A 26,271-nucleotide genomic window follows, 5' to 3' on the forward strand; every position below is an offset into this window, starting at 1 on the left:
TCGAGCGAAGTTATTGGAGATACATAGACATGTCTAAAGTCTGTCAAGTTACAGGTAAGCGCCCGGTTGTTGGTAACAACCGTTCACACGCGCGCAACGCAACTAAGCGTCGTTTCCTACCTAACCTACAAACACACCGTTTCTGGGTTGAAAGTGAAAAACGTTTCGTTACTCTACGCACTACTACTAAAGGTATGCGTATTATCGATAAAAAAGGCATCGACGCGGTATTAGTAGATATCCGTGCTCGCGGCGAAAAAGTATAAGGAGCTAAATCATGCGTGATAAGATCCGTTTAGTTTCAACTGCTGGTACTGGTTATTTCTACACTACCGACAAGAACAAGCGTAACATGCCTGAAAAAATGGAGATCAAAAAGTACGATCCTAAAGTACGTAAGCACGTGATCTTCAAAGAAGCAAAAATTAAATAATTTTGCTTTGAGAATTGAAAAACCCAGTCTTGTACTGGGTTTTTTGTTGCCTGCAATTTATCAATTCGCATTGGTGAAAGTTAGGCATAAAAAAACCGAAGCTATGGCTTCGGTTTTTTTTTATTGATAAAGAGGCGATTAAGCAAACGCATCTTGAAGTGGCGGTACCACTTGCTTTTTACGGCTAAGAACGCCATCAAGCCAAACGCGGCTTTGCTCAGGCGCTTGACCATATGCTGTTTCGATAATGCCTTCATCATCAGATGCAATCAGCATTTGCGAGCCTTCTTTCATGATATCCGTAAGCAGTAGTAATACTGAGTGACGACCACCTTCTTCTTTTAGCTTCGCGATATCTGCTTCTAGGTCTGCTTTGATTTCGTCAAATACAGACAGGTCGATGACTTCTAGCTGACCGATACCAACTAGGTTACCGTTCATGTTAAAGTCTTTAAAGTCACGCATAACAAGATCGCGAGCAGGGGTGCCTTCAACCGCTGATTTCACTTTGAACATTTCCATGCCAAATGCTTTGAAGTCTTCGATACCAGCAATCTCTGCCAGTACTTCAACACATTTGATATCTGCTGTTGTACATGTCGGTGATTTGAAAATAACTGTATCAGATAAAATCGCGCCTAACATCAGGCCTGCGATGTCCTTAGGAATTTCAACACCGTAAAAGTCATACATCATCTTGATGATGGTGTTACTACAACCGACTGGGCGGATCCAACATTCAAGTGGCGTTGAAGTGGTTAAATCACCTAGTTTATGGTGATCAACAACACCGACAACAGTAGCTTCGTCAATGTCATCAGGTGCTTGCGTTTTTTCTGTGTGGTCAACAATATACACTTCTTCACCTGCATAGCTTAATTTAAGCTCTGGAGCTTCGAAGCCAAAGCGATCTAAAATAAACTGTGTTTCTGGTGATACATCACCTAAACGAGTAGGAATTGCTTCTTCACCAATTTGGTTTTTAAGGTAAGACAGTGCAATTGCACCACAAATTGAATCAGAATCAGGGATTTTATGACCCACTACATACATTGCCATTGACGGACTCCTAAAAAATTTTGTCGCTTATTTTAGCAAAAATTAATCACATTAATACAGTCTCAGGGGGGTTTTGGACCTAGAAAATAGTCTAAGCTGTGTTTATGAAATAACGTAGATTGGACAATTAAAAGTACAGGTCAGCAACGCCGCAAGGTATAGTAGTGTGATCTAAGTCATCTTCCTGTGAGTACGTATGGGGCCGTTATGGGGTTAAGCCGAAAAGCCTGGAACAATGTGGTGATTTTCTCCATGTTGATTATGATCTTCTTTCTCAATGGGTTACATCACAAGTTAAATCCACAACAAGCTGAATTTGAAAGGGTTATGGTCCTGCCCGAACAAAGCTTTGTATTGGCAATGGCATACCCCGGCGTCAAAATTGAGCGTATAGGCACTACGTGGCGTATTGAAAATAAGCTGAGTGACAAAGTGCAAACAGCCTATACCGAGCAAGATCTTGTGCAGATAGTTCAGCTTTGGCAACACACTGAATTACAATCGATAGCACCACCGCAGCTTAATCCAGAGTCAGCAATCTCGGTTGCGACTTTTTGGTTAGCTGGAGAGGAGTTACCATTAAGTTATCAGCTATATCGAACTGATGAGCTGTATTTGCTATATGCTAAGCGTCAACAGCAGTGGCTGGAACTTGATGCTGATATAGCAATGCAATTATTTAAACCAATAGAATTATAGTTATGCCAGAATTACCAGAAGTTGAAGTCAGTCGTTTGGGGATTGAGCCTCATATCAAAGGTCATGTTATCAATGAAGTCCGCATTCATAATGGCCGTTTACGTTGGCCTGTGCCTGAAGACGTTGCGCGTTTAGAGGGGAAAGCAATTTCAGCAGTGAGACGCAGAGCTAAATATTTACTGTTAGAGAGCGAAGTGGGCACAGGGATCCTTCATTTGGGGATGTCTGGTAATTTACGAGTCGTTGAGCAAAATGAACCTTTGAAAAAACACGATCACGTTGAATTGCTGTTTGATAACGGTTTAGCCTTGCGGCTCAATGATCCACGCCGTTTTGGCGCATTTTTATGGCAAGACCCCGAACAGCAGCACAGTGTTTTTGCTAAGTTGGGCCCAGAGCCGTTAACAGACGTTTTTGACGCCAATCATTTATATCAAGCCAGCCGTGGTAAAAAAGTTGCGGTGAAGCAATTCATTATGGATAACCATGTGGTGGTTGGGGTTGGTAATATTTATGCCAATGAGTCTTTGTTTAAAGCGGGGATCCACCCAAAACGTGAAGCCGGTAAAATTTCGTTAGCACGCTATCAAAAGCTCACGCCAATCATTAAAGAAACGCTCGCTGCTGCAATTGAGCAAGGCGGCACAACGTTAAAAGATTTTGCCCAGAGCGACGGTAAACCGGGCTATTTTGCACAAGAATTGCTGGTCTATGGCCGTAAAGGCGAGCCTTGCGTGCAATGTGAGACTATTTTACAAGAGATTCGATTAGGTCAGCGCAGCACAGTCTACTGTACTAAGTGCCAGCGCTGACAATAGGTTACGCTTGATGTGCTGCGGGTGCCGCGATGCTTGCTCTATAGCACAGCTCGGATAATATGGCGGTTACTTGCTCGATGCGTAGCTCAAAACTTGATTTGAGCGCGCGTTCGTTACGCGTATGGTCGCCATCTCCATAGGGGCCAAAGCCATCTAATGTTGGCGTGCCTGTGGCTGAGGCCGTATTCGCATCAGAGACGCCGCCACGATGCTCGATAGGTTGAGCTTCTCCTAAAATGTCGTTAATTTCCTCCAATAGCGCTTGCTGCGCCTGTGTTGGTGCCATCACGCCGCGTTGCAAGCCGCCTTGTATATCCACTTCTACACCGGTTATCTCTATGGCCATACAAATGTTTTCAATGCCTTCTAATAGCCTTTGTTGTTCGGCTTGATTTGTGAATCGCGCTTCAACTTGCATACTTGCTTTACCTGAAATGGTGTTCGCGCCGATGCCGCCTTGCACTTTACCGACATTCACAGTACTACCCGCTTTAAGATCGGTTAATGAGGTCATTTCTAACAGCATATTTGCCATAGCAAAGTTGGCGTCAATGCCATCTCTGTAGTGATTACCTGCATGGGCAGGTTTGCCGGTCACTGTGATGTGATAGGTTGCAATGCCTTTTCTGGCTACGACAAGCTCATGTTCTTTTCCTGCGGCTTCAAATACAAAACATGCATCATATTGTTTGGCTATTTTTGTCGTTAAAGCTTGGCTGTCGTCACTGCCAATTTCTTCATCACTCACTAGCAACCAGTCTATATTTGCGAGTTGACCATATTGCTGTTTAAGGCGTCTTAGTGCGTTCAGTGCAACCCAGTTACCGCCTTTCATGTCACAGACACCTGGGCCGTAGACGTAATATTCGTCTTCTGAAAACTCGGTGAAGGTGTCCTTGGGGAAAACCGTATCGAGATGGCCTAGTAATAATATGCGTTTACCTGAGTTTCGAGGTGAGCGAAACAGTAAGTGATCACCAATGTGTTCACGTTGGTAGCGAGTGAGTGAAAAGCCAAGAGGCTCTATCAACGCAATCATTTGCTCACCGTGTTTATCCACACCAACTTTATTTTTACTGTGCGAGTTACAGCGTATTAAGTCTGCTAATTCTGCATAGTCCAGATTCATCCTAATCTTCTCCCTGTGAAGGTTTGGCTCATCGTGGCGTTTTTCGGTTGCAGTTCAGTGAAGCTTTTATGAACAGTTTTCAGTTCAGTAAAAGGATCAAAAATTTGTCATACAGATGGTCTTAACTAGTAAGACAAGGCTCTGTTTATGCACCTATTTTTAAACCAAGGAGATACTTTATGACAGCCGTATCGCGGGCGCCGCATGTCGGGATTTGGATGTACGAAAATGGCGGGGGAAAAGAAATCGAACAACAGTTGGTTCACGCATTAGCCGAGCGTGGGATCTTAGCTAGTACAGGTCTAAATCTGCGTGATGCCAGAGCGCGAGATGGTGGTATTGAGTGTAACGGTGTTGCAATGGAGCAGTTAGATGCCTTTTTAAGTTACAACGCGGGCCAGCAAACACAATATCAACTTTATTTATACGAAACGCTCAACGAAACCATTCCAACGTTGAATAACTATCGTGCTTTTGCACTGGCTGAAGATAAGTTTCGCACCTCACACTTGCTCAATAGTCATGGGATATGTACGCCTGATTACCGCTTATGCCACAAAAATGACATGGATGGTTTACGTGCAGCGCTACAAGATTTTGGCGGTAAGCTCGTATATAAACCCACTGATGGTTGGGGCGGCGTCGGCATTGTAAAAATTGAAGGTGAGCAAGCACTGGATATGATCATGCCATTTTTGAGTCGTACAGATTTACGCTATTTCTATGTGGAGCGCTTCATTAATTACGACAATACAGATTATCGCGTCGATATTGTTGATGGTCAGTTTGTCGGTTGTTATGGCAGAAAAGCCCCTAAAGATGATTGGAAAACCAATGTCACCAGTGGCGGCAGTGTATTTGTGCGTGAAGCCAATGATGAGGTGGTGGAGCTCGCAATAAAGGCAACTAAAGCGTTGGGGCTTGAGATAGCGGGGGTTGACCTCATTTTTGACCGGGAAAAAGAACAGTACGTGGTGTTAGAGGTCAATACAATTCCTGCTTTTGCCACCCCAGAGCAAGAGCAACTAGGACTGACATTTAATCAAGCTAAAATCCAAGCTATGGTGGGTTTGATTGAAAAAACAGTGGTTAATAAAACTTCATTTCAATCTGCCAAGGTGGCCTAATCTCATGCAAAACAAAACACAATTACCCAAAATTGGCTTGCTCTATTTGGACTATGTACTGCGCTTTTTCGATAAGTCTAATTTTAAAGGCTGGCCCGATAAAATTGAAACGGTGGTTTATCACTGGGGTAACGATAAAGCACGCTTTATTGCTGAAGTGAAGCGTAAAAAAATTGAGGTATTGATCGGCAATATTCCGGCAACGGCTTATGAAACATTTAGAGAGATCGCGCGCGCTTTACCTGAGGTTAGATTTTTACCCTCACTAGATAGTCAGTTTTCCAATAAATCTAAAGAAAATGTCACCCACTTTTGCCGTAAATATAAGCTGCCTGCGCCGCATACAGAAATATTCTACATTCCTGAAAGGGCACAGCAGTATTTGGCAAATGCACAGTATCCTAAAATTATTAAGCGCTCATATGGTCCTTCGAATTATGGTGGGTATTTTGTCCATAAAGTAGATAGTGCTGAGGAGGCACAGGCTCTGCTGAGTGAGAAAAAGTATTACCCACTCTACATTCAAGATTTTGTGCCAATGGAGGCGGATATTCGTGTGATGCTGATTGGCCATAAACCGGTATGTGCGTTTTGGCGCAGGCCTCCCGAAGGTGAATGGTTAACGAACACGAGCCAAGGCGGGAGTATGGACTATCAAGCTGTGCCGAAATCAGTTTTGAAGCTGGCAACGGCCGCATCTAAAGCGGCCAATGCGGAATATTGGGCATGTGATATTGCATTAGGTAAAGATGGAAAATTGCGCATTTTAGAATGTGCAACGGCCTTTGCAGCATTTCCTTATATTCGAGATTGGATTGGTCAATACTTGATGTGGCTGCTCTCTAGTGGTTATTTCAGAAAGCCGAACATCCCGCTATATAATTGGGAAGAGCTCGGCAAAATAGACGCGCGTTTATTGCGTACCATGCGTCATATCGGATTCTCTCAGTACACGCCAAGCCAAGATTGTGGTGAGGTATTCCAGCAATTTGATGAGCAAAATTTTCCTATTTTAGATACGAATTTCAAACTTGGAGAAGAGTGGCCAAGTGAAATTTGGAATCTGCAAGATAACTTTGTGCTTGGCGCTCAAGCTGTTGCCGCCAAAGCGATGCAGCCAATTCCTGCCAGTGATGAGTTAGCCGAAGATCTTAACAACTATGACGCACCACAGTTTGATGAAGCCCAAGTAAGGGCACTGTTGAGTCAGGTGCGTGGTGTAGGTGAAAAGATGGTTGATGACATTATGACGACTTTTGGTGCACATGGTGTCGTGGAAGCGCTCAATACCGATCCTCAAAAGCTATGTGTGGTGAAAAACCTCAAAGACAAAAAATTAGAGAAGATAGTCGAGCATTGGCAAAACCATGCAGGCCAAATCTAATTGAACCAAAAAGATCCTTCTAGTGACGGGGGCTTTGCCGCCGTCTTTTTCCGCCCTAAGAGTAAATCTGTACTATGAAAATTCAATATGCTTCCTATCAAGATACTATCGACGCTTTGCAATCTGCAATGAGTGAACACCCGCATTTAATTCGACTTCAGAGTATTGGGCAAACGTGGGAGGGGCGACCGATCATGTTGGTAACGGTCTCTTTAGACGTCACTTACGCTGATGATAAACCAGCTCTATTGTACACCGGCTCTATTCATGCCAGAGAGTGGATAGGAAATGAATTGGCACTCAAGTTTATTCAGTACATTACGGAAAACTATCGCTTTAACCCCAAGCTACAGAATGCTCTGACGCGCAATACTTTGTATATGGTGCCTTGTTTAAACCCGGATGGCTTTGAATATTCTCGCAATCACTTTTCGTTTTGGCGCAAGAATCGTCGCAATAATGGTGATGGCACTTATGGAGTCGACTTAAACCGTAATTTTGATGCTAAGTTTATGCGTAATCAAAATATGGGATCAAATACCTATGGTGGGCCACACGCGTTTTCTGAGCCCGAGACATGTGCGATCCGAGATTTTGTTGAGCAGCATGACAATATTCGTATTGCGCTAGATTATCACTCTCAAGGGAATGTGTTTTTTCCTGCGCACAAATTTAACCATGAAGTAGAAATAGAAGGGGCTGATTTAAACATCTTGTGCGCCAATATGAATCATGAGATTAAAAAAGTGACGGGTAGGCAATATGGCATCCATCGCGGCAAGCCTCCAGCTCAGCTCATTCATGGCAGTGGTCGAGAATATTATTATCGTAAAGGCATTATTGCCACCGTTGTTGAGGTGGGTACGAGAAACATTCCTGATTATATGAAAAATATGTCGGAAAGCGTCGCTGAAAATATTCCAGCAATTGTACACGCGCTAAGTGAAGCGATTAATTACTCGCCTCTGGCTCCTGAACGTGTTGTCGGGTTTACTATTAAGGAAATTGATCATGAGGGCGTTGAGCTTGAGTGGCAATATGACAATAGAGATGATATTTACTTTGAGCTGTACCGCAGTGAGAGTAATAAAAGCCCCTGCGGTGAGGAAAGCCTAATCGCTATAACTAAGTCATTGTCTTTTAAAGATTCACAGCTGCGCAGTGGACAAAGTTATTTTTATAATATCCGTGCTGTAGATAAGGTCACAAAGATAAAATCGCCTTTCAGTCCTGAATTGCGGTTAAAAACACATCTAGCTCGACATCAAAGTGCTCGCACTTTATTTCCTGCCAAGGAGTTTGTCGGCTATCTAAGCGAAAACTATCTCTCCAAGAATAAGGAACACTTTGGTTACAACTCGATGTTTATTGGAGTGGATAAAAAGCGCGGGGTTAGCATTGGCGTCGTGCAGTTTGATTTAAGCTCTTTACCCGTGGGTGCTGATATCGAGCGGGCAGAGTTTTCCCTGTACCCGATGAATCGCGTCGCTGCCAAAATTGAGCAGTACGGCGAGTGGTCAGTGGCTATTATCGATGCGCATAGCGTGTCAGATATTTATGATTATCAGGCTGTGAGCGAGGCTAAACCACTTCATACCTTAGGACAGACGTTTGAATCAGATAAAATGACGCAAGGGATCTGGATGAAGTGGCAATTTAATGGCGTTGAGCGCACACTGTTAAACTCATTAATTGAACGGCAAAGTTTACTATTACGCTTACAAGGCCCCAAAACATTGCCCATTGGTAATGACTCACAGGTAATGCAGTTTGATATTGGCTATGGCCCTTTTGGCAGCGGTTTGCACTACCGGCCTAATTTAGAGCTTGTTTATCAAGTGCCAGAACAGCAATTAACCTTACTGCCTACGCACTGTAATACCATCTATAAAGAGTCAGTCGTAGCAGATAGACTGGCCTCTGGATTTGATGAGCACGGGGAGATTGTATATGGACAAATGGCCTTTGCATTAAATGCAGATTTACCGGTAGACAAAACGGTTTTCACACAAGCGTGTTTAACACTGCGTAGCTGCAACAGCATAGCCAGCGCTAAAGATGTACGTTTTACTATTGAGCTGGTGGAGCTTCAAGATGTTGATTTTCAGGCGGTTAAGCAACGTCAAAAGATAGAGTATATAGGCTATGAAGTGAGTAATGAGCAGTTGCGAGAACGTGCAGAGCATCATTTTATTTTCGATAGTTATAGCCTACAGGCACTAGAGCGGCTTCATCAGGCGCATACGCCTTTTTATTTTATTATTCGTGCGACATCTGAATCTCAAGCCACCAATGCGCTCGTGAATTGGACAGCTTGTCAGGACCAACATCCAGCTCAGCTGAACATTAATTATATTACTCGGCGCAAACATGCTGTCACAGCACCACAAAACTTATCGGCACACATAGAGGGCGGTGTTGTTAAATTAGTTTGGGAAAACCCTGAAGATGAAGACTTTGTCGGCTGCTTTGTGGTGCGAAACCGTTTTCACCCGCCGCGCTCGCCTTTTGATGGGGTAAAGCTTTATGGCGGAAAAGATGCGTATACGCTGGATAACTTTGGTAACGCGAAGTTGAGTAAGTACTATGCTGTGTTTAGCTATGATGATGTGCCAAATTATTCAGCTCCCTTAGTTCTACATTACTCTGGTGAAGAGTAAGTAACTTGATTCAGGGGGCCCCCCCTGAATCAGTCTTAAGCAAGTTAACTAAAAATAAACTTAAAATTAATAATTTTATTTGCAGCGTATGGAGCGCCCTTTTGTACCGTAACCCATTAATTTAATTATTTTTAGTTCTTAATGTTGTCTGTCGATGGTAAGAAAAATTCCCGAATCACCTGCTAATTTTATCGCCAGTGAGCGAGGTTAAATTAACACCGATAGGTGTCTTGTTGAGTACAGCTGCACACGCTGAAGTGCAGTACTCGCTCGCTAAGTGTATCGCTCTTCCCTATTTTTTATTGGCGCATAAACAGGTTTTAGGGTGAATCGTATGGGAACGGGAGGGTGGCCAAACTGTCCGTAATTGGGTGACCCATTTTATGTTCGATCAAGGCAATGGATTGCTAAGATAAGAGTGATACGCATGGACGCTTTTTTTACATGCGGGAAAGTGCGCTACCGGTTTTTATACTTGGCGCGTATCTGGGATGTCAGTTACCATTTAGGTTTTATGATAACTGTGAAAAACGCGTATGACTGAACTATACCACTGGTTTGATTTGCTGGGTGTTATGGTCTTTGCAATCTCTGGTACTTTATTGGCTTATCGCAAGCATATGGATGGCTTTGGCGTGGTTGTGCTTGCAACGGTTACAGGCATTGGTGGTGGCACAATACGGGATGTGATATTAGATACCCCGGTGTTTTGGCTCCATGATAGTAGCTATTTTATCGCTATTTTTAGTGCGGTTATATTATGTATCTGGTGGATTAATAGACAAAAAACGGTGCCCAAACAGCGTTTATTGACTGCTGATGCATTTGGATTGGCCTTTTTTGCCGTAATGGGAATGCAAAAAGCCATGAGTTTAGATATGCCAGATACCACTGTCATTATCATGGGGGTTTTAACCGGGTGTTTTGGTGGCGTCGTCAGGGATGTATTAGCAGATGAGATGCCGATGTTACTCAAAGGTGAGCTTTATGCCATCACCTGTATTATTGGGGGAATAGTGTATACGCAATTGATCCATTTGGGCGTATCACTAGAAATTACTATGGTGGTGTCGATGTTGACAATTTTATTGTTGCGTCTTGCTGCTATTCGTTGGCATTTGGTGTTACATGTATTCCAATACAAAGCTTAGCTATATCATGGTGTTAGTATAAATTTCTAGTTGTAATTTACCCAGAAGTTAGCCTAGAAACATAAGATGTGAGACAACGGATGTCACTAGCAAAAACCTATACTCGAGCACAAGTGGGTGTTAATGCGCCACTTGTGACCGTCGAAGTTCATTTAAGCAATGGCTTACCTGCGTTTAATATTGTTGGTTTGCCAGAAGCCTCAGTTAAAGAGTCAAAAGAGCGTGTACGTTGCGCATTAGCGCATTGTCACTTTTTATTTCCTGAGCAGCGTATTACCGTTAACCTTGCCCCAGCAGATCTACCTAAGCAAGGTGGGAGATATGATTTGGCCATCGCGATTGGCATTTTATTGGCATCAGGCCAGCTGCAAAACGCTCACATACATGAATACGAATTTTATGGCGAGTTAGCCTTGACGGGAGAGTTGCGTGAGGTCACGGCGGTGATCCCGGCATTGATAGCTGCAGCAAAAGCGCAGCGCTGTTGCTTTATACCTTTGTCGAATCAAGTGATGGCGAGCTTAGTTACTTATGGCACACGTAAATCGGCAGTCAGTTTGCGAGATGTATGGATGGATTTAGGTGGGCAGCAATCATTGTCTTTTGATAAAGCTATGGTGTGTCCTAATGAAGATCAATTCAATATGCATATTGATATGAATGAAGTGAAAGGCCAGGTCGTTGCGAAACGGGTACTAGAAATCGCTGCGGCAGGGGCACACAATGTTTTATTTTTAGGCCCTCCGGGTACAGGCAAGTCGATGCTGGCACAGCGAATGCCGACCATTATGCCACCAATGCAGATAGAACAAGCTCTAGAAACCGCGTCGGTGTATTCATTGATCGGTAAAAGCATAGATCCCAAAAAGTGGCGTCAAAGGCCTTTTCGTTCGCCGCATCACACTTGTTCCGCAGTGGCATTGGTCGGCGGTTCTTCAACCCCTAAACCTGGGGAGATCTCCTTGGCTCACAATGGTATTTTGTTTCTTGATGAATTGCCTGAGTATGAAAGAAAAGTGTTAGATTCTTTGCGAGAGCCGATGGAAACAGGCACTGTGAATATTTCGCGTGCAGCACAACAGGTAGACTTCCCAGCGCGGTTTCAGCTCATCGCAGCATTGAACCCGAGCCCCACTGGGTGCCATCACGATAAACGCTCAACACCAGATCAAGTATTGCGCTACTTAAGTAAAATATCAGGGCCATTTATTGATCGTATTGATCTACAAATTGAGTTGCCAAGACTCAGTACGTCAGAGTTACAGTCAAAGGATGAGGCAGAGGATAGTGCCAGTATTCGTGCGCGAGTTGCGCGAGCACGTTCAATGGCCATAGAACGTCAAGGCAAAGAAAATGCGATGCTTTCCACTAAAGAGCTTGAAAGGTACTGTGCATTGTCAGAGGTTGTGGGTGAATATTTGGCAAAAGCGACAGAAAAGCTGCAGTTATCGCCTCGTTCCTACCACCGCGTGGTTAAGGTAGCGAGAACAATAGCGGATCTAAATAAACATGATGTGATTGCGCTGTCTGATTTGAAAGAAGCACTCAGCTATCGTGCTTTTGAGCGCTTACTTTCCCAATTGACTCGCTAAGCAGACAGCATATAGCCCTTGCCGCGAACTGTAACAATGCGTTTTTGGTCTTTTTCATCACCCAGTTTTTTACGTAATCGGCCGATTAGTACGTCAACCGTGCGATCACTTGGACTCCAGTCTGGCTGCCCGATGTCCTCAGAAATTTTTGCCCGTGACGTGGCTTTACCTGCATTGGCAATCAGGCAAATAAGTACTTTATGCTCAGCTTCAGTGAGTCTAGCTTCATCCCCGTTAGGGTTGATTAAGGTGCGGTTATCAGGGTGAAGTTTAAAGTCTGCGTATTCTATAAACTCTTCTGACTCGTCTTCATTGCGCGCACCAGCTAAACGCTTGTACAGAGCACGCATACGCAATTCTAACTCTAGTAAGTCAACTGGCTTACAGACGTAATCATCAGCCCCTTGCGCTAAGCCTGCAATACGGTCAGCTTGAGAGTCACGGCTTGATAACATAATCACACCGAGATCAGTCAATGTGTTAAGTTCTTTCGCCAGCTGTAGGCCATCGGTGGCTGGTAGAACAATATCAATGATAGCCATCATAAAAGGAGTGCCCGTTTGGGCTTGCTCCTGCACACGCTCTAGTGTCCGAGCACCGGTATTATCAACGGTGATTTGAAACTCCGTTTGTGCAAAGTGACTTTCGACTCTTTTAGCCAGTAACTCATCGTCTTCGACTAATAATACGTTTATGCTCATGGTCTCGAAACTTATTCAATAATTAATCTTTATCTTAGCACCGAGAATTCTCGGCTGAGAACCCTAAGTTATCTATTTTTATATAAAAACTCTAATGAAAAGCGACAGTAATTAGTACGCTATTTAGTCACTTTATGAAAATAATAAAATAGTTCTAGCTTTTTATTACTTGCACATAAAAAAATAGCAGCACTAAAGTGCTGCTACAAGGTTTTATTTACCGTACATGTGTTGCCACCACTGTGGCTCATCTTTTAGGTGTTTATCGAAGTAGGCCAACATGGTGTCCCACCATTGAAAACGACGGTCTCTTGCAAAAATTTGGTGATCTGCACCTTTATATTCGATCAACTCGACATCTTGATTAAGCATTTTAAGCGCTGTGTACATAATGTGGCTTTCACCGACAGGTACGTTTACATCCGCATCACCATGGACTAACAAGAGTGGTGTTTTGACCTTGTCTGCATTGAATACCGGGCTTTGTTGGCTATAAAGGTGGCTATTATTCCAAGGGTAGCTGTGCTTTGATGCTTCTGCTGAATAGAGGTAACCCCACCACCCATGACCCCAATAAGAGGTTAGGTTCGAGATACCAGCATGAGAAATGGATGCACTGAACATGTCTGTTTTAGTCGCTAAAGTCATTGTCATAAAGCCACCGTATGATGCACCTAAGTTGCCCAAGCGCTTTTTATCGACAAATTGATATGCGTCTAAGAATGCATTGGTGCCTTCAATGATATCGTCCGCTGCGCGGTTACCCCAATCATTCACATGTTTTGCTGAGAATTCCTGACCAAAGCCAGTGGCACCTGATGGTTGCAATACATAGACAACGTAGCCGTTTGTTGCCCAGAAATTAAATGGATAGCGACCTGTAAAGCCTCGTGACACTGGCGATGTACCACCATAATAATAAATTAACGCAGGGTGTTTTTTACTCTTGTCTAAGCCATGAGGAACATACACTCGACCTTTGATCTCTGTACCGACAGAGTTTGTAAAGTTAAACTCTTCAAGTGTCGCGATTTCGGCATTCTTGTATGCAATGGGCTGAGAGTCCCATACCGTGCTGGCTTTATTGCTTTTGACACTCAGTTGTATCAGTTTGTTCGGGGTTGAAGCCGTTGTACCAGTGGCAAGTACTACAGGGCTACGTTTATCAGCAACGCTATATTTATCAACGACATCTAACTTCGTTTTTAACGACTTGAATTTATTCTTACTTTCATCAAAGAGATATAGCTTTTTGCGATCTTCATCAGTAACTTTGAGTACTAAGTCACCGTTGTTAAGCACTTTGAATGAATCAATAGAAGGATCGAATTGCTTGCTGAGCGCTTTGATATCGCGGCCTTGTGTATTCATCCAGAATAGCTGAGTGTCATAGTTGTTTGCCAGTACGCCTTCTTTTAATGAGCGACCTAAACCATCTCCAAACTCAGCACCAGCTGAGACGTAGATACCATCGTTACCATAACGCGCATCTTTAAACGTACCATATTGACCCAATACTTTACTGCTGTTGTTGCTCAAATCGAATTCAACCAGTTCTGTCACACTATGGTATGGCGCAGCATAGTTTTGCGGGGAACGCGTTGCCAAAATACGATTGTTCTTTGCGTCAAAGTCTTCTAACGAGTGACTTAAGTTATGTTCAGTTACTGCTTGAATAAGACCTGTACTGATGTCCATCAAGTAAACTTGGCTGATATTGCGAGCGTAAGACCAGCGGTCTTCAAGACCTTTGTAGTGCTTAACGATTTTGTCGCCTTTTGGCGCTGTTTTAGTCCAAGTGAAGATCAACGTATTATCATCAAAATATTGAAACCCACTTGCGCCTGCTAAATCTTCTGCAATTACGGTTTCTTTTAGTGACTTAATATCGAGTGTTTTAAGCTGTTTGTTTTGTACAAATACCACGCTTTTTGAATCGCTCTTCCACTTAACGGCATTTGCATCAACGCCATTGAGTCGATAGATAACATCGCCGTCTTCATTGTACAAGACTGTGTCTCGCAGGGCTGAGTTGCCTTTGTTATCTTGATAGCGTTGCTCAGTGGCAACGTAGTAATCCGCGTTTGGCGATAATGAGATAGCACTGATGGTTGGAGAATCAAAAAGTTGCTTCGCAGAGAGCGCTTTGGTGCTTTTTTGGGTGAACACCAGCTGATCATGCTCGGCTTTACCTGTGAAATCTACAGCCACTTTTTTCCAATCACTGACTTGCTCGGCGATAATGAGTAATTGATGATCACCTGTAACGGCATTGATCTGGTGAGTATTTTTCCCATCAAGCAGCTGACCATTTAGAAATACATGTGCTTTCTCGATACCGGTCAGGTTTAGTTTACCTTGTACGAAGCGGCCCGTAGAAAACTCTAACTTAAGTGCTTGTAAACCACCCATAGTTAGGGCATTCACATCAGCAAGCGGTTGCCATTTTATGCGCTCACCAAATACTTCTAATGCGTCATTATCAGTGCCGAGCTTGTTTGCTAGGTTTTTTACAATAGCCGCCTGATGTCCAGTATGATGTGGTTTCGTTTGAATATTTTGGCCGATAGGACCAATGAACTGTATGTATTGAGTATCGATTGGCGCTGCGCTGAGTTGCGTAGCTATTGCGGAAAATAGTAAAGTGACCGCTGACTTAAATTTCATAGTATGCGCCTATTGTAGGTAAATAATTTGCGTTAATATAACATATTCATAAAGATTACTATGGGCTGTGCGATTAAGTGCTGCACAGTTAAGATTGAAATAAATGGTTGTTACATGAGGAGTAGACCTTGTTTTTGTTAATTAGCTACATGTTACTAGCTATCGCGATTTCTTTTTTGTGCTCGGTAATGGAGGCGGTATTACTGAGTATTACGCCTAGCCATGTTGGGATGATGAAGCAACAGAACCCCACTTTGGCCGCTAGGGTACAAAAGTTGAAAGACAATATTGATAAACCTCTAGCAGCTATTCTAACGCTTAATACTGTGGCACACACTGCCGGTGCTGCGGGTGTGGGTGCACAAGCAGCGGTTGTTTTTGGTGATGCTGCTGTGGGGGTTGCTTCTGCCGTAATGACATTATTGGTATTGATATTGTCTGAAATTATTCCAAAAACACTAGGTGCGACTTACTGGCGTGCATTGACTCCAAGCGTCAGCTTTGCATTGGTATGGATGGTACGTCTGCTAAAGCCATTTGTATGGATGTCAGATCAACTGACAAAGCTTATTGGCAAAAAAGGGGATGAGTCAGTCTATATTCGTCAAGAAATTGAAGCGATGGCTGAAATGGGCTCTCAAGCTGGCGCATTGCAGGCAGAAGAGTCAGCGACTATTCGCAGCTTATTGCAGTTTAGGCATGCGAAATTAGAAAACCTGATGACCCCTAGAACGGTGCTTTTTAAAATACACAAAGATATGACGGTGCACGATTATCTTGCGGATCATGGATCAGTGTCATTTTCTCGAGTATTAGTTTTCGATCAAAATAGTGATGATATTGTTGGATTTGTGCATAAAAATGACATCATGTTGGCTTACCACCGCCTTGGTGAAGACTATAAAATCAGCAAGCTGATGAAACCGTTATATACGGTGCCAGAAACCTTGGCTGCGCCTACGTTATTCCAGACATTGCTAGAAAAACGCATTCATATTGCGCTGGTTGTTGATGAATATGGTGACATTCAAGGTATTGTTACTCTTGAAGATTTATTGGAATCCCTGATGGGCATGGACATCGTTGACGAGCGAGAGCAGACTAGCGATATGCAAGCCGCTGCAAAGCAAAAATGGCAGCAACGAGTGGATAATCATAGTCACCTGATCGTCACAGAAAATGAACCTGAAGAGCAGGAAAAAAAGTGATTTCCAAGGTGTAGTACGCCCCTGCCTAAGGGTTAGAGTTGATCATTCTTTGCCATGAATGGATCCAACGTACGAACTCATGCAGAGCTTTTGGTCGACTGATCAAATAGCCCTGCATGAGCAAACTGAATTTATACCGCTCTAGGTATTGCAATTCTTCTATTCGCTCAATACCTTCTGCAACGATATCTAGTTGCTCGTTTTGGGCAATGTCTATCAAACTATCTACTAACACTTGTGAAAAGCGATCGGACTCGATATACGTGATCAACGAACGGTCAATTTTGATTTCAGTAAAGGGCAGTGTTTTAAGTTGATGAATATTGGTAAAACCCGTGCCAAAATCATCTAATGCAAGATCAAAGCCACGCAATCTTAAGCGATTAATGGTCTCGAGTTGTAAGCTGGTCACAATTGGTTGGTTTTCGGTAATTTCGACAATGACTTCCTGTGGCTTTAGGCGGTTAAGCTCTAATATCAAAGCGAGTTTGTCTGGGCAGCTAGTATCATTAAGCTGTATGGGGGAAAGATTAAATGCCAACTTAAAGGGGTAATTTAATTCGTTCCTGATCAATTGAAATTCGGTTGCGGCTTTCTCAAATAGTTGAAAAGTGAGTAAGTTCACTAAATCAAGATCTTCGGCAACGCCAATAAAGCGCTTGGGTAGCATCACTTGCCCTTGGTCCTTGGACACGATACGCGCAAGTACTTCGATACTTTTGATTTGCTTGGTACCACGGTGCACCTTTGGTTGATAAAAAGGGGTGATCTCATGCTGGCTGATGGCCTCAAGCAGCTTATCTTCCGAGATAGGTTGCTCATACTCTTCTTCTGTCCCAACAAAACTATCGAGCTTTTTTAAATTCCTTTCAACATCTAGTAGCTGTACTGGTTTGGCAATATTGCCAATTAAGTGGGTACAGTGCTGCCTTGCTAAATTTGCCGCAAGATCGATGATGCGATTTTCCATTTCTGAAATAATAATGATCCCTCCGGGGTAATGTAATTCCCCCAAATGGCGAATAAACTCCATCCCATCCATTTCTGGCATATTGAGATCGGTAAAAATGGCATCAAAAGGGTGAGGGGACTGACGTATTTTTTCTAATGCTTTTACAGCGCTATCGACGACAGTAATATATTCGACATCGAGCTCAGAGAGGATAGCCTGCATCACGACAAGAATTGCTTGGGAGTCATCTACAACAAGTATACGTCGGCTACGATTGTTCATAATTTCCTGTCCCTAGGGCTGAATTGTATATTTGCTCGTTAGGCTTAAAACCCTACCAGCTTTGCTGATTTCAAATTATGACCAAAGTATTTCAAACTGATCATAAAGTGTGTCTCTAAACAACTCCATAAGCGTAGTACAACTTAGTAATAATTCACCCAATGTCTCTTCAATAGATACTGAGAATTGGCGATAATAAGAGAAATTTCGAGAGTGCAGTGAGCATAATGACAAGAATTGAACTCCCCATTGGTGACATGATGATTTCTGTCATGATAAATCAGCAAAAAGTAGTGCAGATATACAAAGAACAGCAATCAGTTCCCATAGAGACACATAGTGAACATCAATTGTGGGTTGAACTGGGCGATCATCAGCTGCAACTCGATACCTCCGAACTCCACACAAACGCGCTTGCCATCTCCGTTGATCAGTCACCATGGCAATGGGTGGAAGTCCCCCATGCTGAGGGTAAACGACGAGGTAATTGGTTAGGCTTAGCTGTATTGGGCATTAAGCTATTTAAAAGCGCTAAGGTGATAAAAACGGCGCTCATTGGCGCTTCGGTGGCGGGCTATGCATGGCTATTCTCATGGCAGTTTGCTTTGATGTTAGTGGTTTGCCTAGTTGTTCATGAATACGGCCATGTGCGAGCGATGAAATACTTTGGGCTAAAAACCAAAGGGTTTTACCTGATCCCATTTGTTGGGGGGTTAGCCATGAGTGAAGACAAAATGACGACACGCTGGCAGGATGTGATTATTTCCTTGATGGGGCCTGCATTTGGTTTGTTCACTTCGATATTGGGGATGGTTTTATACTATATCACCGAGGCTGAAATTTTCGCAGGTGTCGCCGTATTAAGTGCATTGCTAAACCTCTTGAATTTATTGCCTATTCTGCCATTAGATGGGGGGCATGTGTTGAAGAGTATTAGCTTTTCCATGCGTTCTTGGGTTGGGCTTATGGCGTGTCTAGGTGGACTTGCACTGGGGTTATGGGTTAGTTATGAATTTGGCTTAATGTTGCTGGTCGTGTTTATTTTTATTGGTAGCATAGAGATTTTATTGGAGTGGCGCAGTAGACACCAAACACATTTATTGCCATTAGATCGCTATGGACAAATTGTGTCTGCGGCATTATATGTGCTGGTTGCGGTGGGACATATTGCCGTGATGTGGCACTTCGCAGACTCAGATAACGTCATTCTGAGTCTGCCAGTGAAGGTGTTATCTAGCTAAACAAACGTTAAAACCGTCGCAATAACAATGCCTGTTACCACGAGCTGTAACAGGCAAAATCCCATGATATCTCGAGCTTTAAGACCTGCGATGGCGAGTACAGGCAGCGCCCAAAATGGTTGAATTAAATTAGTCCATGCATCTCCCCATGCCACGGCCATGGCAACACGAGCGATATCTGCCTCCAGTGCTTGAGCCGCAGGGATCACGATAGGTGCTTGCACCGCCCATTGGCCACCCCCTGAGGGCACAAAAATATTTACCAAGCCCGCACTTAAAAAACTCCAAAAAGGTAAGCTTTGGGCGCTGCTGATAGAGACAAATCCTGCAGAGATTTGCTCTGCTAGGCCTGTTTGTACCATGATGGCCATTATCCCTGCATAGAATGGGAATTGGATCACAATACCAGCTCCTCCTTTGATGGCGTCTTGCAGTGAATTGAGTATCTGTGTAGCGGAGCCATGTAAAAGAATGGCTAAAAATAAAAATAATGCGATGATGATATTGAGGTTGAGCCCCCCATTTTCAACGAGGAAGTAATAGCCTAAATAACCACATCCAATGAGCCCGATGAGTCCACCTAGGAAAGGACTGTGCTCTAAGCGCTCTGCTGGGGTGAGTGTGTGTTTGGGTACTACTTTCTGTGTACTTTGTAATTTACTTTTATCGACTAAAACTTGCTCACTTTTTGGCGGTAGCATCGCGCGGTTTAACAGCGGTAAAACCACCACCATCACTGCGAGTAACAACAGGTTAAAATAGGAGAAAATAGTCTGTTCAGTGGTTATGATGCCAATTTGTGACTCGGCAAAGTGTCCCTCAGAAGCAATCGTAAGCGGCACTGAGCCAGCTAGTCCACCATGCCAAACAATAAAGCCAGAATAAGCGCTAGCAATGAGTACGCGATAGTCGACTTTTATCTGTCGAGCCAGCGCTTTTGCAAACAATGCACCGATGACTAATCCAAACCCCCAGTTTAGCCAACTTGCGAGCATGGAGATCAGTGTAACGAGCAAGATGGCTTGGCCTGGAGATGTTGCGAGCTTAGCAAGTCGATTCAGAAACTTGCCGCATATTGGCGTATTTGCCAGCATAAATCCCGCGATCAACACTAATAACATTTGCATGGCGAATGTCATTAAATTCCACAACCCAGCTCCCCAAATTTGGATGGTTTCAATTGGTGTGACTGGTGTGAAAAGAGTTGCCATAAACATCACAAATAAGGTTAGTATAATGACAAAAACAAAGGGGTCGGGTAGGTAACGCTCTACCGCGCTACTGAGTGGTCGGGTGATTCTATTTAGCATGTTAAAGTCCTGTTTTTATTATTTCGACTCGCATGGCACGGTGTATATCACTCAGTGAATACCAATGGGCGTGCTAAGCTAAAGTGGTCATATTGAGTAATATAACTAACGAAATCGCTAATAGTTAGTCTTTTAGACTAAAGTTAGTCGTGTAAAGTTGTTTTTATTTATATAAGTTATTGATATATTTGAATTAAAAAATTGGCATACATTGTGATTAAGATTATACATAGTGAATGAAGCAAGGAGCTTCTGCACACTCTGTCACAATGTGATGTTTTTAGAATAAACATACAACAAAGAGAGGTATTTATGGCAGGACAAGGTTCTGGCGGTAATGTTATTGCAGCGATATGTAATATATTTTTTCCTGGGTTGGGCCAACTCGTACAAGGCCGTATATTAGCTGCGATTATTTTTGCGATTATTACGGTAGGTGGTTATGCACTGTGGTTTTTAGTGGTACCAGCGATTATTGCAGCAGTTGTTCACTTGTGGGCAATTATTGATGCTGCTAAGTACTCTCCTCGAGATTAGCTTAGATAGCTACATAAATAGAGACAACTAGCTCAGTTGTATGGATAGAGTTATACCACTGAGCTTGGCAGGTTGATTGTCATCCAGAGACACTTTGAACAACACATGGCTTGTTTAGGCTTAATACGCTTTTCTTTTCCTCTTGTTTAAATCTATTTACAAATCAGCGAGTTTAATCTGCTTTGCATGTTGTTACGTAGCTGGCCTTGCAATACCATATGGCTGGATTTTAATAGATAGGAAATTTCAATGCAGTCTACAATTGAAAAACAGGTCATGATGACTAAAAAGCTGGCATTAACCGCTGCAGTTGCGTTATCTCTGAGTGCATGTGGTGGTGGTTCGGGGGGGTCAAATGACACCACTCCAGCAGTAACGACACAAACAATTACTTATCAGGCATTACCTTCGTTTGTTGACGTTAATGAAGGCGAGCAAGTTCGCTTATCGCTTAATACAAAGGGAAGTGGTGCATCAGATTTAAAATTTGACTGGCAAGTCAGTTTTGACAATCAGCCTTTAACAATCTCAGGTCAGGGTTCTGATACGATTTCGTTCACTGCCCCTGAAGTAGACGGTCGCCGCACAGTTCAGGTCAGGGTGTCATTGTCGGACAGTAGTGAAGCTAATACTTTTGGCTTTCAAGATCAATTCTTAACGGTTAATGTAGCTGATTTAACGCCTACTGAGCCGACGACAGGGCCGCAAAGCGAGCTGGGCACTATCGTCACAGAAATCGATATGTCTGCGATGGTGGCTGGGAGTACTTGGATAGAAACACAAAACCAATATACCAAGCAAGCTCAGTTAGATAATACATATACAGCGATTCATACGGAGCTTACGCGTTCATTTATCTTAGGAGCGATTGATCAAAATAATCAGACGATTGACACTAATTATTGTGGTTTTGAGGATTTGACTTCCGTTGATCTCGCTTCAGTATTTGCCAGTGTAAGTTGTGACTCTGGCAATAGAACGCGACAGTTTTTCCAAAAAGATGGCAGTTTCTCTGTTGTAGAAAAGTGTGATGATATAGTCATTGGTCAAAGTACATTCAAACAAAAAAGTGCAGAGTCGATCACTAATTTTGGTAACTTAACTATCAATTTTGATAATTACCCTAAGCTCGATAACAGTGCATGTGGTGTTGTCGTTTCAACTGAAGTTGAGTCAATTAACCAGGATAATGAAGTACTGGTCAGTGTTGACGCGACTGCTTTTCGCCTAATTACTGAATATGAAGGCAATGATTTTGAGGTGCTGTTTAGCTTTGAGGGTGCAACCGATGACTTCCTTGTTTCAATAGGTGGTATTATTGGTGCTGAAAATAAAGCTATTATTCAATCAGGTAGTTATGCAGAGCTCGGTGGTGAGGCTTCTCGTGGCCTCTTAAAATTCGAATTTGGAAATACCCCTGTGAATTTCAAAGGGACTTTCGATTTAACTTTACCAAGTTCAACGGCTGTTGATGAACAGCTTGAAGGTGAGTTTGAGCTTGTACTTGAATAAACGAGTCATTGCTATCCCATAGGATCGTGTTGAGGAGCTTATTCAATCGTAAAATTAAGAGGGTTGCGTAGGTGGTTTTTGCAACCCTAATTCAACCGTATTAAAGGACAAGCCAGTAAAGCCAAAGACTCATAGTCAGTGGGCTGAGCAGAGTGGACATAACCACGCTGCTGGCAAGTGTTGCTTGCGCGCATTGTTGCTGTCTAGCGACAAGATAAGCATTCACCCCAAGTGGAGATGCGGCCATTAAAGTGAGCACTGAGATTTGCATCGTTGGCAGCGCGAGTCCAGAAGCAAACCCCCAGACCATAGCAGGTAAAAGTAGTAGCTTCACGAGGCTTAAAATGAGTGCACTTTGCCATGCTTGTTGTAGTGAATATTGCACCAAACTTACCCCCAGAACAAACAGCGCCCCTGCAATGGCAGGTTTGGCCAGCCAATCCAATCCAGAGAGCATTAATTTAGGAATAGAAAGCTCAAGTGCATTTAGTAACAACCCAAGACTAATACTCAATACAATGGGATTGATGAATAAGGGTTTGAATGTACTGACTAAGGATTGCTTTAACGTGCTTGAAAATAAAAAACTCAGTGCAAATAACATGGCACTGTGGAAAGTGATGATCATAAAGACCATAGCGCCCGCATCCTTACCAAGGGCGGCAATAATAACCGGTAAACCTACCAGCACAGTATTTGAGTAGGTACCGCTCAGTCCCCACATGGCAGCTTCATTCAGTGCGTGCCTATGCGTTATCCATTTTGCAAATAACACTAAGAAGTAACAGGTCGCGACAGGGAGATAAAAAGCCAGCAATAGTTTTGCTGACGCCACCTTTGATAGGTCTGCTTGGTACATATTAAGAAATAAAAAAACGGGGATCGCCAAGTAAAATATAAAGCGTCTGAGCCCTTCAAGCTGGTTGGTGGCTATAAAACCGGTTTTACCGCATACAAACCCCGTAAGGACCAAAAATATTAGGGGGAAAAGAATTTCAACAGGGGCCATAGCAAAACGGTGCGAGTGAATTAGAGGTGCATTATACGAGCATGAAAGATTTTTTCATGACTTTTTAGTATGTCAGATCTTTGCCCATTTGATGTCATTACACGATATAATAAAAAACTGTCAGTGTGAGTATGAGTAGTATGGAATATCAGTTTATTAGAGATCCAATCACAGGTTATCGTGTGCGAATGTCACAGGAGCATGCGTTAGTTGGGCGCTGGCTCAATGAAGAGCTGGCGATTGCCGATGTAAAGTCCTTTATTGAGCAAATGAAAAGTCTCGTCAGTAGTCAGGATGAGATCCGTATAGAAGGACGGGAAGTCCGTTTGATCTTATCTAAAGACGAAGCCCTGTTTGAAGCGCACTCTTTGTATCAAAATGATGTTGATTTATCTCGGTATGAGGATGACTTTTTAGAGTTAGACGAAGATGGACTTGTTGCAGGATGTGGTTTTGAAGACTTTCAAGCCCTGATGCTCGATTGGCAAGCGTTTACACAGGGCCGAAGATAACTCTCAATTAAGCGGTGGCGTTTTGCGGTGGTGCACCGTAGAGGCGCTCAGCTCTTTGAAATAACACCCAAGAGGTTAAGATATATTTGTCATTGGACAAAGGCATGTTGCCTCTGTGGGTATGGGTGAAGTAACTCGGCGCAATGACCATACTGCCTTGTTTTGGTGCAAGCTTTTTATTTTGATAGAAAAACTCGGTTTCTCCCCCTTCTTCTACATCATTGAGATAAAACATAAATAACAGTACACGGTGCAGTGCTTCATTATGATGAAGCTGTGGATAAACCTCGCTGTGCCAATATGGATAGCCGCCTTTATTCACAGGGTATTTCTGCGCTTGAATAGGGCCTAATCTAAATAGCTGCTGGGTTAAAACGGGTAGCTGAGGTCTCCCTACTTCTTCGAAGTTTTCTACGGTTAAGTTGACAGGTTTGCCCGTTTGCGGATGATAGACATTCAAGCCAAATGCACCGAGCATCATAAAAAAGTGCTCTTCAATGTACTCAAACAAGTACTTTGAGGTGGCTTGCTCGATTTCACGTAGTTGACTCTGATATTCAGGGTGATTATTGAGATACAAATCTTGGCTGACTTTTTTGCTGAGATCGACGCCGCCAGACGTTTGTCCTTGAGCTAAATGTGGACTTTCATCAAAGGTTTGCATAAATTTGTTGCAAAACTCTGCACTGAGTGCATTGTCATAAACGCGAATAAAATCAGTCATCTCAATCCTCAAAGGTTATTAGAATTATTATGCTTACAGAAAAAATCATGCCACGCTTCAGTGAAACCGATGTGCTTGGCCATATAAACAATACCGTACTCCCTGTGTGGTTTGAAGCTGCTAGAGCACCTATTTTCAAAATATTTACACCTGATTTAAATCCACATAACTGGAAACTGATTGTCGCCAAGGTAGAAGTTGTCTTCAAAGGAGAGCTTTTTTATGGCCAAGAAGTGGAAGTCAAAACCATGATTGAAAAGCTAGGAAATAGCTCCTTTGTGATTTTGCAGCAAGCTTGGCAACACGGTGAATGCTGTGCAGAAGGACGTACAGTTATGGTGCGTTATGATTTTGCAAGCAAGTCTTCTGAGCTTTTAAGTGATGCTGAGCGCGAGGCATTGTCAGCGTATCTTTTGTAAAGTGGTCATGTGGCGCTGTATAAACAGCGCCATCTAAGGGTTACTTGGTGGTAATGTGTGTTTTAAATTGATGCCCCAGCGCAGCAGAAATACAAGGGAGTACATCATATTGGTAGCTCGATAAGGTATTGGCATCATCTAGTTTGGTGATTTGCAATATCTCATAATCATTTAGCTCTATGATACGTGTCCCGGGTGCATGCTCACAGCGCGAGTGCGAGTCGGCCTCATATTCATAAATAAAGTGCGCTAATATACGTTTTAAATGGGTTTCGTATTTCACCGTGTTTTCACTGACGGTTGAAATTCTCACTTTAAACGCTTCAAAGTCAGGATCTTCCTCAACGCTCTCTGCGGGCTCAACTTTTAAGAGATTAACAGCATTGGTTTGCGGAGTTTCATTATTTGACACTGCAACAGTAACGGGTCGGTTACTAATGATTTCAAACCACCCTCTGAGAAATTGGTTTACACCGCCAGACAAGCCTGTGTGTGATAATAAATTAGCGACTTGTACAAGAATAAATAAGCTAAAGATGAAACGTAGCATCCCTGTGGTGACTGGAAATTTATAATCTGCAGGTTGCCAAATGCGGTGCAAGCCAAATGGTCTCAATAATATCAGCGCTAACAAATATAACGGCTGAATAATTTGCAACAGCAACAGCAGTACGATGGTGGTGAGAAAAAACCAGGTTGGCAATGAGAGCAGCACACTGAGGTTGTGACTGTAGGGCAGGGGATCTGAACTGACACCGGTAATGTCATTGATCATGCCTGCGGCTTGCACTAATGCATAGTTAGCGATAAAGGCATAAAAGAGTAAAATAATCGCTTTACCTGGCAAGCTCTCCCAAAACACTAAAAATTTTGGCCAAAACTCGTAGATCATGGCACACAGTACCAGCACTGCTACCAAGTTAAACCAGCCAGCATTGTCTTGATTAGCAAAAATAATGGCGTAGATACTGAGAAATAGGGACGAGAAGTAAAGTCTTTGCGGTGTATTTAGTGAGTGCCAAAAACGCTCAAACGGGGCACTGATCTTTTTGGCTGTTTGCTTAACTGTGGTCCATGCGGGGTGATTCATTGTTATTTTAATTCCCTACTGTTTAAAACTAAGTTGCAGTGGTAAATGTATTACC

24 protein-coding genes are annotated in these 26,271 nt (G+C 43.1%); 15 read left to right on the forward strand and 9 right to left on the reverse strand.

The features are described 5' to 3' along the window. The first annotated feature begins 29 nt into the window (after positions 1 to 29). The gene (rpmB, locus tag N473_RS23290; protein WP_023397288.1) at positions 30 to 266 is read left to right on the forward strand and encodes a 50S ribosomal protein L28; all 237 of its coding nucleotides are present in this window, start codon (positions 30 to 32) and stop codon (positions 264 to 266) included. A gap of 11 nt (positions 267 to 277) precedes the next feature. After that, the gene (rpmG, locus tag N473_RS23295) at positions 278 to 433 is read left to right on the forward strand and encodes a 50S ribosomal protein L33 (protein WP_005493124.1); all 156 of its coding nucleotides are present in this window, start codon (positions 278 to 280) and stop codon (positions 431 to 433) included. A gap of 138 nt (positions 434 to 571) precedes the next feature. Here rpmG and N473_RS23300 read toward each other — a convergent pair whose 3' ends face one another. Then, entirely contained in the window at positions 572 to 1,492 is a 921-nt protein-coding gene (locus N473_RS23300) for a manganese-dependent inorganic pyrophosphatase (RefSeq protein WP_063370036.1), read from the reverse strand. Between the two features lie 207 nt (positions 1,493 to 1,699). Here N473_RS23300 and N473_RS23305 point away from each other — a divergent pair, with 207 nt between their 5' ends. Beyond that, complete coding sequence (locus N473_RS23305; RefSeq protein ID WP_063370037.1) at positions 1,700 to 2,191, forward strand: hypothetical protein; 492 nt, start codon at positions 1,700 to 1,702, stop codon at positions 2,189 to 2,191. Positions 2,192 to 2,193: 2 nt separating this feature from the next. Beyond that, complete coding sequence (gene mutM / locus N473_RS23310; RefSeq protein ID WP_063370038.1) at positions 2,194 to 3,003, forward strand: bifunctional DNA-formamidopyrimidine glycosylase/DNA-(apurinic or apyrimidinic site) lyase; 810 nt, start codon at positions 2,194 to 2,196, stop codon at positions 3,001 to 3,003. Positions 3,004 to 3,010: 7 nt separating this feature from the next. Here the strand turns inward: mutM and N473_RS23315 are convergent, their stop codons facing one another. Next, positions 3,011 to 4,138 (reverse strand): M20 family metallopeptidase, encoded by a 1,128-nt coding sequence (locus tag N473_RS23315; RefSeq protein WP_063370039.1) that lies wholly within the window; start codon positions 4,136 to 4,138, stop codon positions 3,011 to 3,013. Between the two features lie 179 nt (positions 4,139 to 4,317). On the opposite strand from N473_RS23315, the gene N473_RS23320 reads away from it, so the two are divergent. The 5 genes from N473_RS23320 (at position 4,318) to N473_RS23340 (ending at position 12,052) form a co-directional block, all read left to right on the forward strand. Further along, the gene (locus tag N473_RS23320; protein ID WP_063370040.1) at positions 4,318 to 5,265 is read left to right on the forward strand and encodes an ATP-grasp domain-containing protein; all 948 of its coding nucleotides are present in this window, start codon (positions 4,318 to 4,320) and stop codon (positions 5,263 to 5,265) included. Between the two features lie 4 nt (positions 5,266 to 5,269). Beyond that, complete coding sequence (locus tag N473_RS23325) at positions 5,270 to 6,649, forward strand: ATP-grasp domain-containing protein (RefSeq protein WP_063370041.1); 1,380 nt, start codon at positions 5,270 to 5,272, stop codon at positions 6,647 to 6,649. A gap of 74 nt (positions 6,650 to 6,723) precedes the next feature. Continuing rightward, positions 6,724 to 9,309 carry a M14 family zinc carboxypeptidase gene (locus N473_RS23330; RefSeq protein ID WP_063370042.1) on the forward strand — a complete coding sequence of 862 codons (2,586 nt, stop codon included), beginning with the start codon at positions 6,724 to 6,726 and terminating at the stop codon, positions 9,307 to 9,309. A gap of 536 nt (positions 9,310 to 9,845) precedes the next feature. Next, positions 9,846 to 10,460: a trimeric intracellular cation channel family protein gene (locus N473_RS23335; protein ID WP_063370043.1), complete on the forward strand. Its 615-nt coding sequence runs from the start codon at positions 9,846 to 9,848 to the stop codon at positions 10,458 to 10,460. 80 nt (positions 10,461 to 10,540) lie between these two features. Continuing rightward, positions 10,541 to 12,052 carry a YifB family Mg chelatase-like AAA ATPase gene (locus N473_RS23340; RefSeq protein ID WP_063370044.1) on the forward strand — a complete coding sequence of 504 codons (1,512 nt, stop codon included), beginning with the start codon at positions 10,541 to 10,543 and terminating at the stop codon, positions 12,050 to 12,052. Here N473_RS23340 and N473_RS23345 read toward each other — a convergent pair. Continuing rightward, positions 12,049 to 12,753 (reverse strand): response regulator transcription factor, encoded by a 705-nt coding sequence (locus N473_RS23345; protein WP_063370045.1) that lies wholly within the window; start codon positions 12,751 to 12,753, stop codon positions 12,049 to 12,051. The genes N473_RS23340 and N473_RS23345 overlap by 4 nt on opposite strands. A 213-nt stretch (positions 12,754 to 12,966) precedes the next feature. Continuing rightward, positions 12,967 to 15,420, reverse strand: a complete 2,454-nt coding sequence (locus N473_RS23350; RefSeq protein ID WP_063370046.1) for an alpha/beta hydrolase family protein — start codon at positions 15,418 to 15,420, stop codon at positions 12,967 to 12,969. 128 nt (positions 15,421 to 15,548) lie between these two features. Between N473_RS23350 and N473_RS23355 the strand changes: the two genes are divergently transcribed. Further along, positions 15,549 to 16,628 (forward strand): hemolysin family protein, encoded by a 1,080-nt coding sequence (locus tag N473_RS23355; RefSeq protein WP_063370047.1) that lies wholly within the window; start codon positions 15,549 to 15,551, stop codon positions 16,626 to 16,628. A 25-nt stretch (positions 16,629 to 16,653) separates the two neighbouring features. Here the strand turns inward: N473_RS23355 and N473_RS23360 are convergent, their stop codons facing one another. Beyond that, the gene (locus N473_RS23360) at positions 16,654 to 17,862 is read right to left on the reverse strand and encodes an EAL domain-containing protein (RefSeq protein WP_063370048.1); all 1,209 of its coding nucleotides are present in this window, start codon (positions 17,860 to 17,862) and stop codon (positions 16,654 to 16,656) included. A gap of 227 nt (positions 17,863 to 18,089) precedes the next feature. Here N473_RS23360 and N473_RS23365 point away from each other — a divergent pair, with 227 nt between their 5' ends. Next, positions 18,090 to 19,103, forward strand: coding sequence for a site-2 protease family protein (locus N473_RS23365; protein WP_063370049.1), 1,014 nt, complete (start codon positions 18,090 to 18,092; stop codon positions 19,101 to 19,103). Here N473_RS23365 and N473_RS23370 read toward each other — a convergent pair. Beyond that, positions 19,100 to 20,413 carry a short-chain fatty acid transporter gene (locus N473_RS23370; protein ID WP_063370050.1) on the reverse strand — a complete coding sequence of 438 codons (1,314 nt, stop codon included), beginning with the start codon at positions 20,411 to 20,413 and terminating at the stop codon, positions 19,100 to 19,102. The two genes, N473_RS23365 and N473_RS23370, sit on opposite strands and share 4 nt — an antisense overlap. Before the next feature lie 312 nt (positions 20,414 to 20,725). Between N473_RS23370 and N473_RS23375 the strand changes: the two genes are divergently transcribed. Next, complete coding sequence (locus N473_RS23375) at positions 20,726 to 20,950, forward strand: hypothetical protein (RefSeq protein WP_039608137.1); 225 nt, start codon at positions 20,726 to 20,728, stop codon at positions 20,948 to 20,950. A gap of 249 nt (positions 20,951 to 21,199) precedes the next feature. Then, positions 21,200 to 22,462 carry a hypothetical protein gene (locus N473_RS23380; RefSeq protein WP_063370051.1) on the forward strand — a complete coding sequence of 421 codons (1,263 nt, stop codon included), beginning with the start codon at positions 21,200 to 21,202 and terminating at the stop codon, positions 22,460 to 22,462. A 100-nt stretch (positions 22,463 to 22,562) separates the two neighbouring features. Here the strand turns inward: N473_RS23380 and N473_RS23385 are convergent, their stop codons facing one another. Then, positions 22,563 to 23,471, reverse strand: coding sequence for an AEC family transporter (locus N473_RS23385; RefSeq protein ID WP_063370052.1), 909 nt, complete (start codon positions 23,469 to 23,471; stop codon positions 22,563 to 22,565). A 140-nt stretch (positions 23,472 to 23,611) separates the two neighbouring features. Here N473_RS23385 and N473_RS23390 point away from each other — a divergent pair, with 140 nt between their 5' ends. Continuing rightward, on the forward strand, positions 23,612 to 23,983 hold the full coding sequence (locus N473_RS23390; RefSeq protein WP_063370053.1) for a YacL family protein: 372 nt from the start codon (positions 23,612 to 23,614) through the stop codon (positions 23,981 to 23,983). A 7-nt stretch (positions 23,984 to 23,990) separates the two neighbouring features. Here N473_RS23390 and N473_RS23395 read toward each other — a convergent pair whose 3' ends face one another. After that, positions 23,991 to 24,707 carry a 2OG-Fe(II) oxygenase gene (locus N473_RS23395; protein WP_063370054.1) on the reverse strand — a complete coding sequence of 239 codons (717 nt, stop codon included), beginning with the start codon at positions 24,705 to 24,707 and terminating at the stop codon, positions 23,991 to 23,993. Between the two features lie 29 nt (positions 24,708 to 24,736). Here N473_RS23395 and N473_RS23400 point away from each other — a divergent pair, with 29 nt between their 5' ends. Continuing rightward, positions 24,737 to 25,126, forward strand: a complete 390-nt coding sequence (locus tag N473_RS23400; RefSeq protein WP_063361355.1) for an acyl-CoA thioesterase — start codon at positions 24,737 to 24,739, stop codon at positions 25,124 to 25,126. A gap of 40 nt (positions 25,127 to 25,166) precedes the next feature. Here the strand turns inward: N473_RS23400 and N473_RS23405 are convergent, their stop codons facing one another. Continuing rightward, positions 25,167 to 26,216 (reverse strand): hypothetical protein, encoded by a 1,050-nt coding sequence (locus N473_RS23405; protein WP_063370055.1) that lies wholly within the window; start codon positions 26,214 to 26,216, stop codon positions 25,167 to 25,169. Positions 26,217 to 26,271 lie beyond the last annotated feature (55 nt).

The organism is Pseudoalteromonas luteoviolacea CPMOR-1 (genome assembly GCF_001625685.1).
GTDB lineage: Bacteria > Pseudomonadota > Gammaproteobacteria > Enterobacterales > Alteromonadaceae > Pseudoalteromonas > Pseudoalteromonas luteoviolacea_K.

Coding starts and splice junctions, on each gene's coding strand:
- N473_RS23370 (WP_063370050.1), bottom strand. CDS start 20,413: ATGCTAAATAGAATCACCCGACCACTCAGTAGCGCGGTAGAGCGTTAC.
- N473_RS23335 (WP_063370043.1), top strand. CDS start 9,846: ATGACTGAACTATACCACTGGTTTGATTTGCTGGGTGTTATGGTCTTT.
- N473_RS23345 (WP_063370045.1), bottom strand. CDS start 12,753: ATGAGCATAAACGTATTATTAGTCGAAGACGATGAGTTACTGGCTAAA.
- N473_RS23340 (WP_063370044.1), top strand. CDS start 10,541: ATGTCACTAGCAAAAACCTATACTCGAGCACAAGTGGGTGTTAATGCG.
- N473_RS23385 (WP_063370052.1), bottom strand. CDS start 23,471: ATGGCCCCTGTTGAAATTCTTTTCCCCCTAATATTTTTGGTCCTTACG.
- N473_RS23380 (WP_063370051.1), top strand. CDS start 21,200: ATGCAGTCTACAATTGAAAAACAGGTCATGATGACTAAAAAGCTGGCA.
- N473_RS23325 (WP_063370041.1), top strand. CDS start 5,270: ATGCAAAACAAAACACAATTACCCAAAATTGGCTTGCTCTATTTGGAC.
- N473_RS23315 (WP_063370039.1), bottom strand. CDS start 4,138: ATGAATCTGGACTATGCAGAATTAGCAGACTTAATACGCTGTAACTCG.
- N473_RS23360 (WP_063370048.1), bottom strand. CDS start 17,862: ATGAACAATCGTAGCCGACGTATACTTGTTGTAGATGACTCCCAAGCA.
- N473_RS23395 (WP_063370054.1), bottom strand. CDS start 24,707: ATGACTGATTTTATTCGCGTTTATGACAATGCACTCAGTGCAGAGTTT.
- rpmB (WP_023397288.1), top strand. CDS start 30: ATGTCTAAAGTCTGTCAAGTTACAGGTAAGCGCCCGGTTGTTGGTAAC.
- N473_RS23320 (WP_063370040.1), top strand. CDS start 4,318: ATGACAGCCGTATCGCGGGCGCCGCATGTCGGGATTTGGATGTACGAA.
- N473_RS23405 (WP_063370055.1), bottom strand. CDS start 26,216: ATGAATCACCCCGCATGGACCACAGTTAAGCAAACAGCCAAAAAGATC.
- N473_RS23400 (WP_063361355.1), top strand. CDS start 24,737: ATGCTTACAGAAAAAATCATGCCACGCTTCAGTGAAACCGATGTGCTT.
- N473_RS23375 (WP_039608137.1), top strand. CDS start 20,726: ATGGCAGGACAAGGTTCTGGCGGTAATGTTATTGCAGCGATATGTAAT.
- mutM (WP_063370038.1), top strand. CDS start 2,194: ATGCCAGAATTACCAGAAGTTGAAGTCAGTCGTTTGGGGATTGAGCCT.
- N473_RS23330 (WP_063370042.1), top strand. CDS start 6,724: ATGAAAATTCAATATGCTTCCTATCAAGATACTATCGACGCTTTGCAA.
- N473_RS23300 (WP_063370036.1), bottom strand. CDS start 1,492: ATGGCAATGTATGTAGTGGGTCATAAAATCCCTGATTCTGATTCAATT.
- rpmG (WP_005493124.1), top strand. CDS start 278: ATGCGTGATAAGATCCGTTTAGTTTCAACTGCTGGTACTGGTTATTTC.
- N473_RS23305 (WP_063370037.1), top strand. CDS start 1,700: ATGGGGTTAAGCCGAAAAGCCTGGAACAATGTGGTGATTTTCTCCATG.
- N473_RS23390 (WP_063370053.1), top strand. CDS start 23,612: ATGGAATATCAGTTTATTAGAGATCCAATCACAGGTTATCGTGTGCGA.
- N473_RS23350 (WP_063370046.1), bottom strand. CDS start 15,420: ATGAAATTTAAGTCAGCGGTCACTTTACTATTTTCCGCAATAGCTACG.
- N473_RS23365 (WP_063370049.1), top strand. CDS start 18,090: ATGACAAGAATTGAACTCCCCATTGGTGACATGATGATTTCTGTCATG.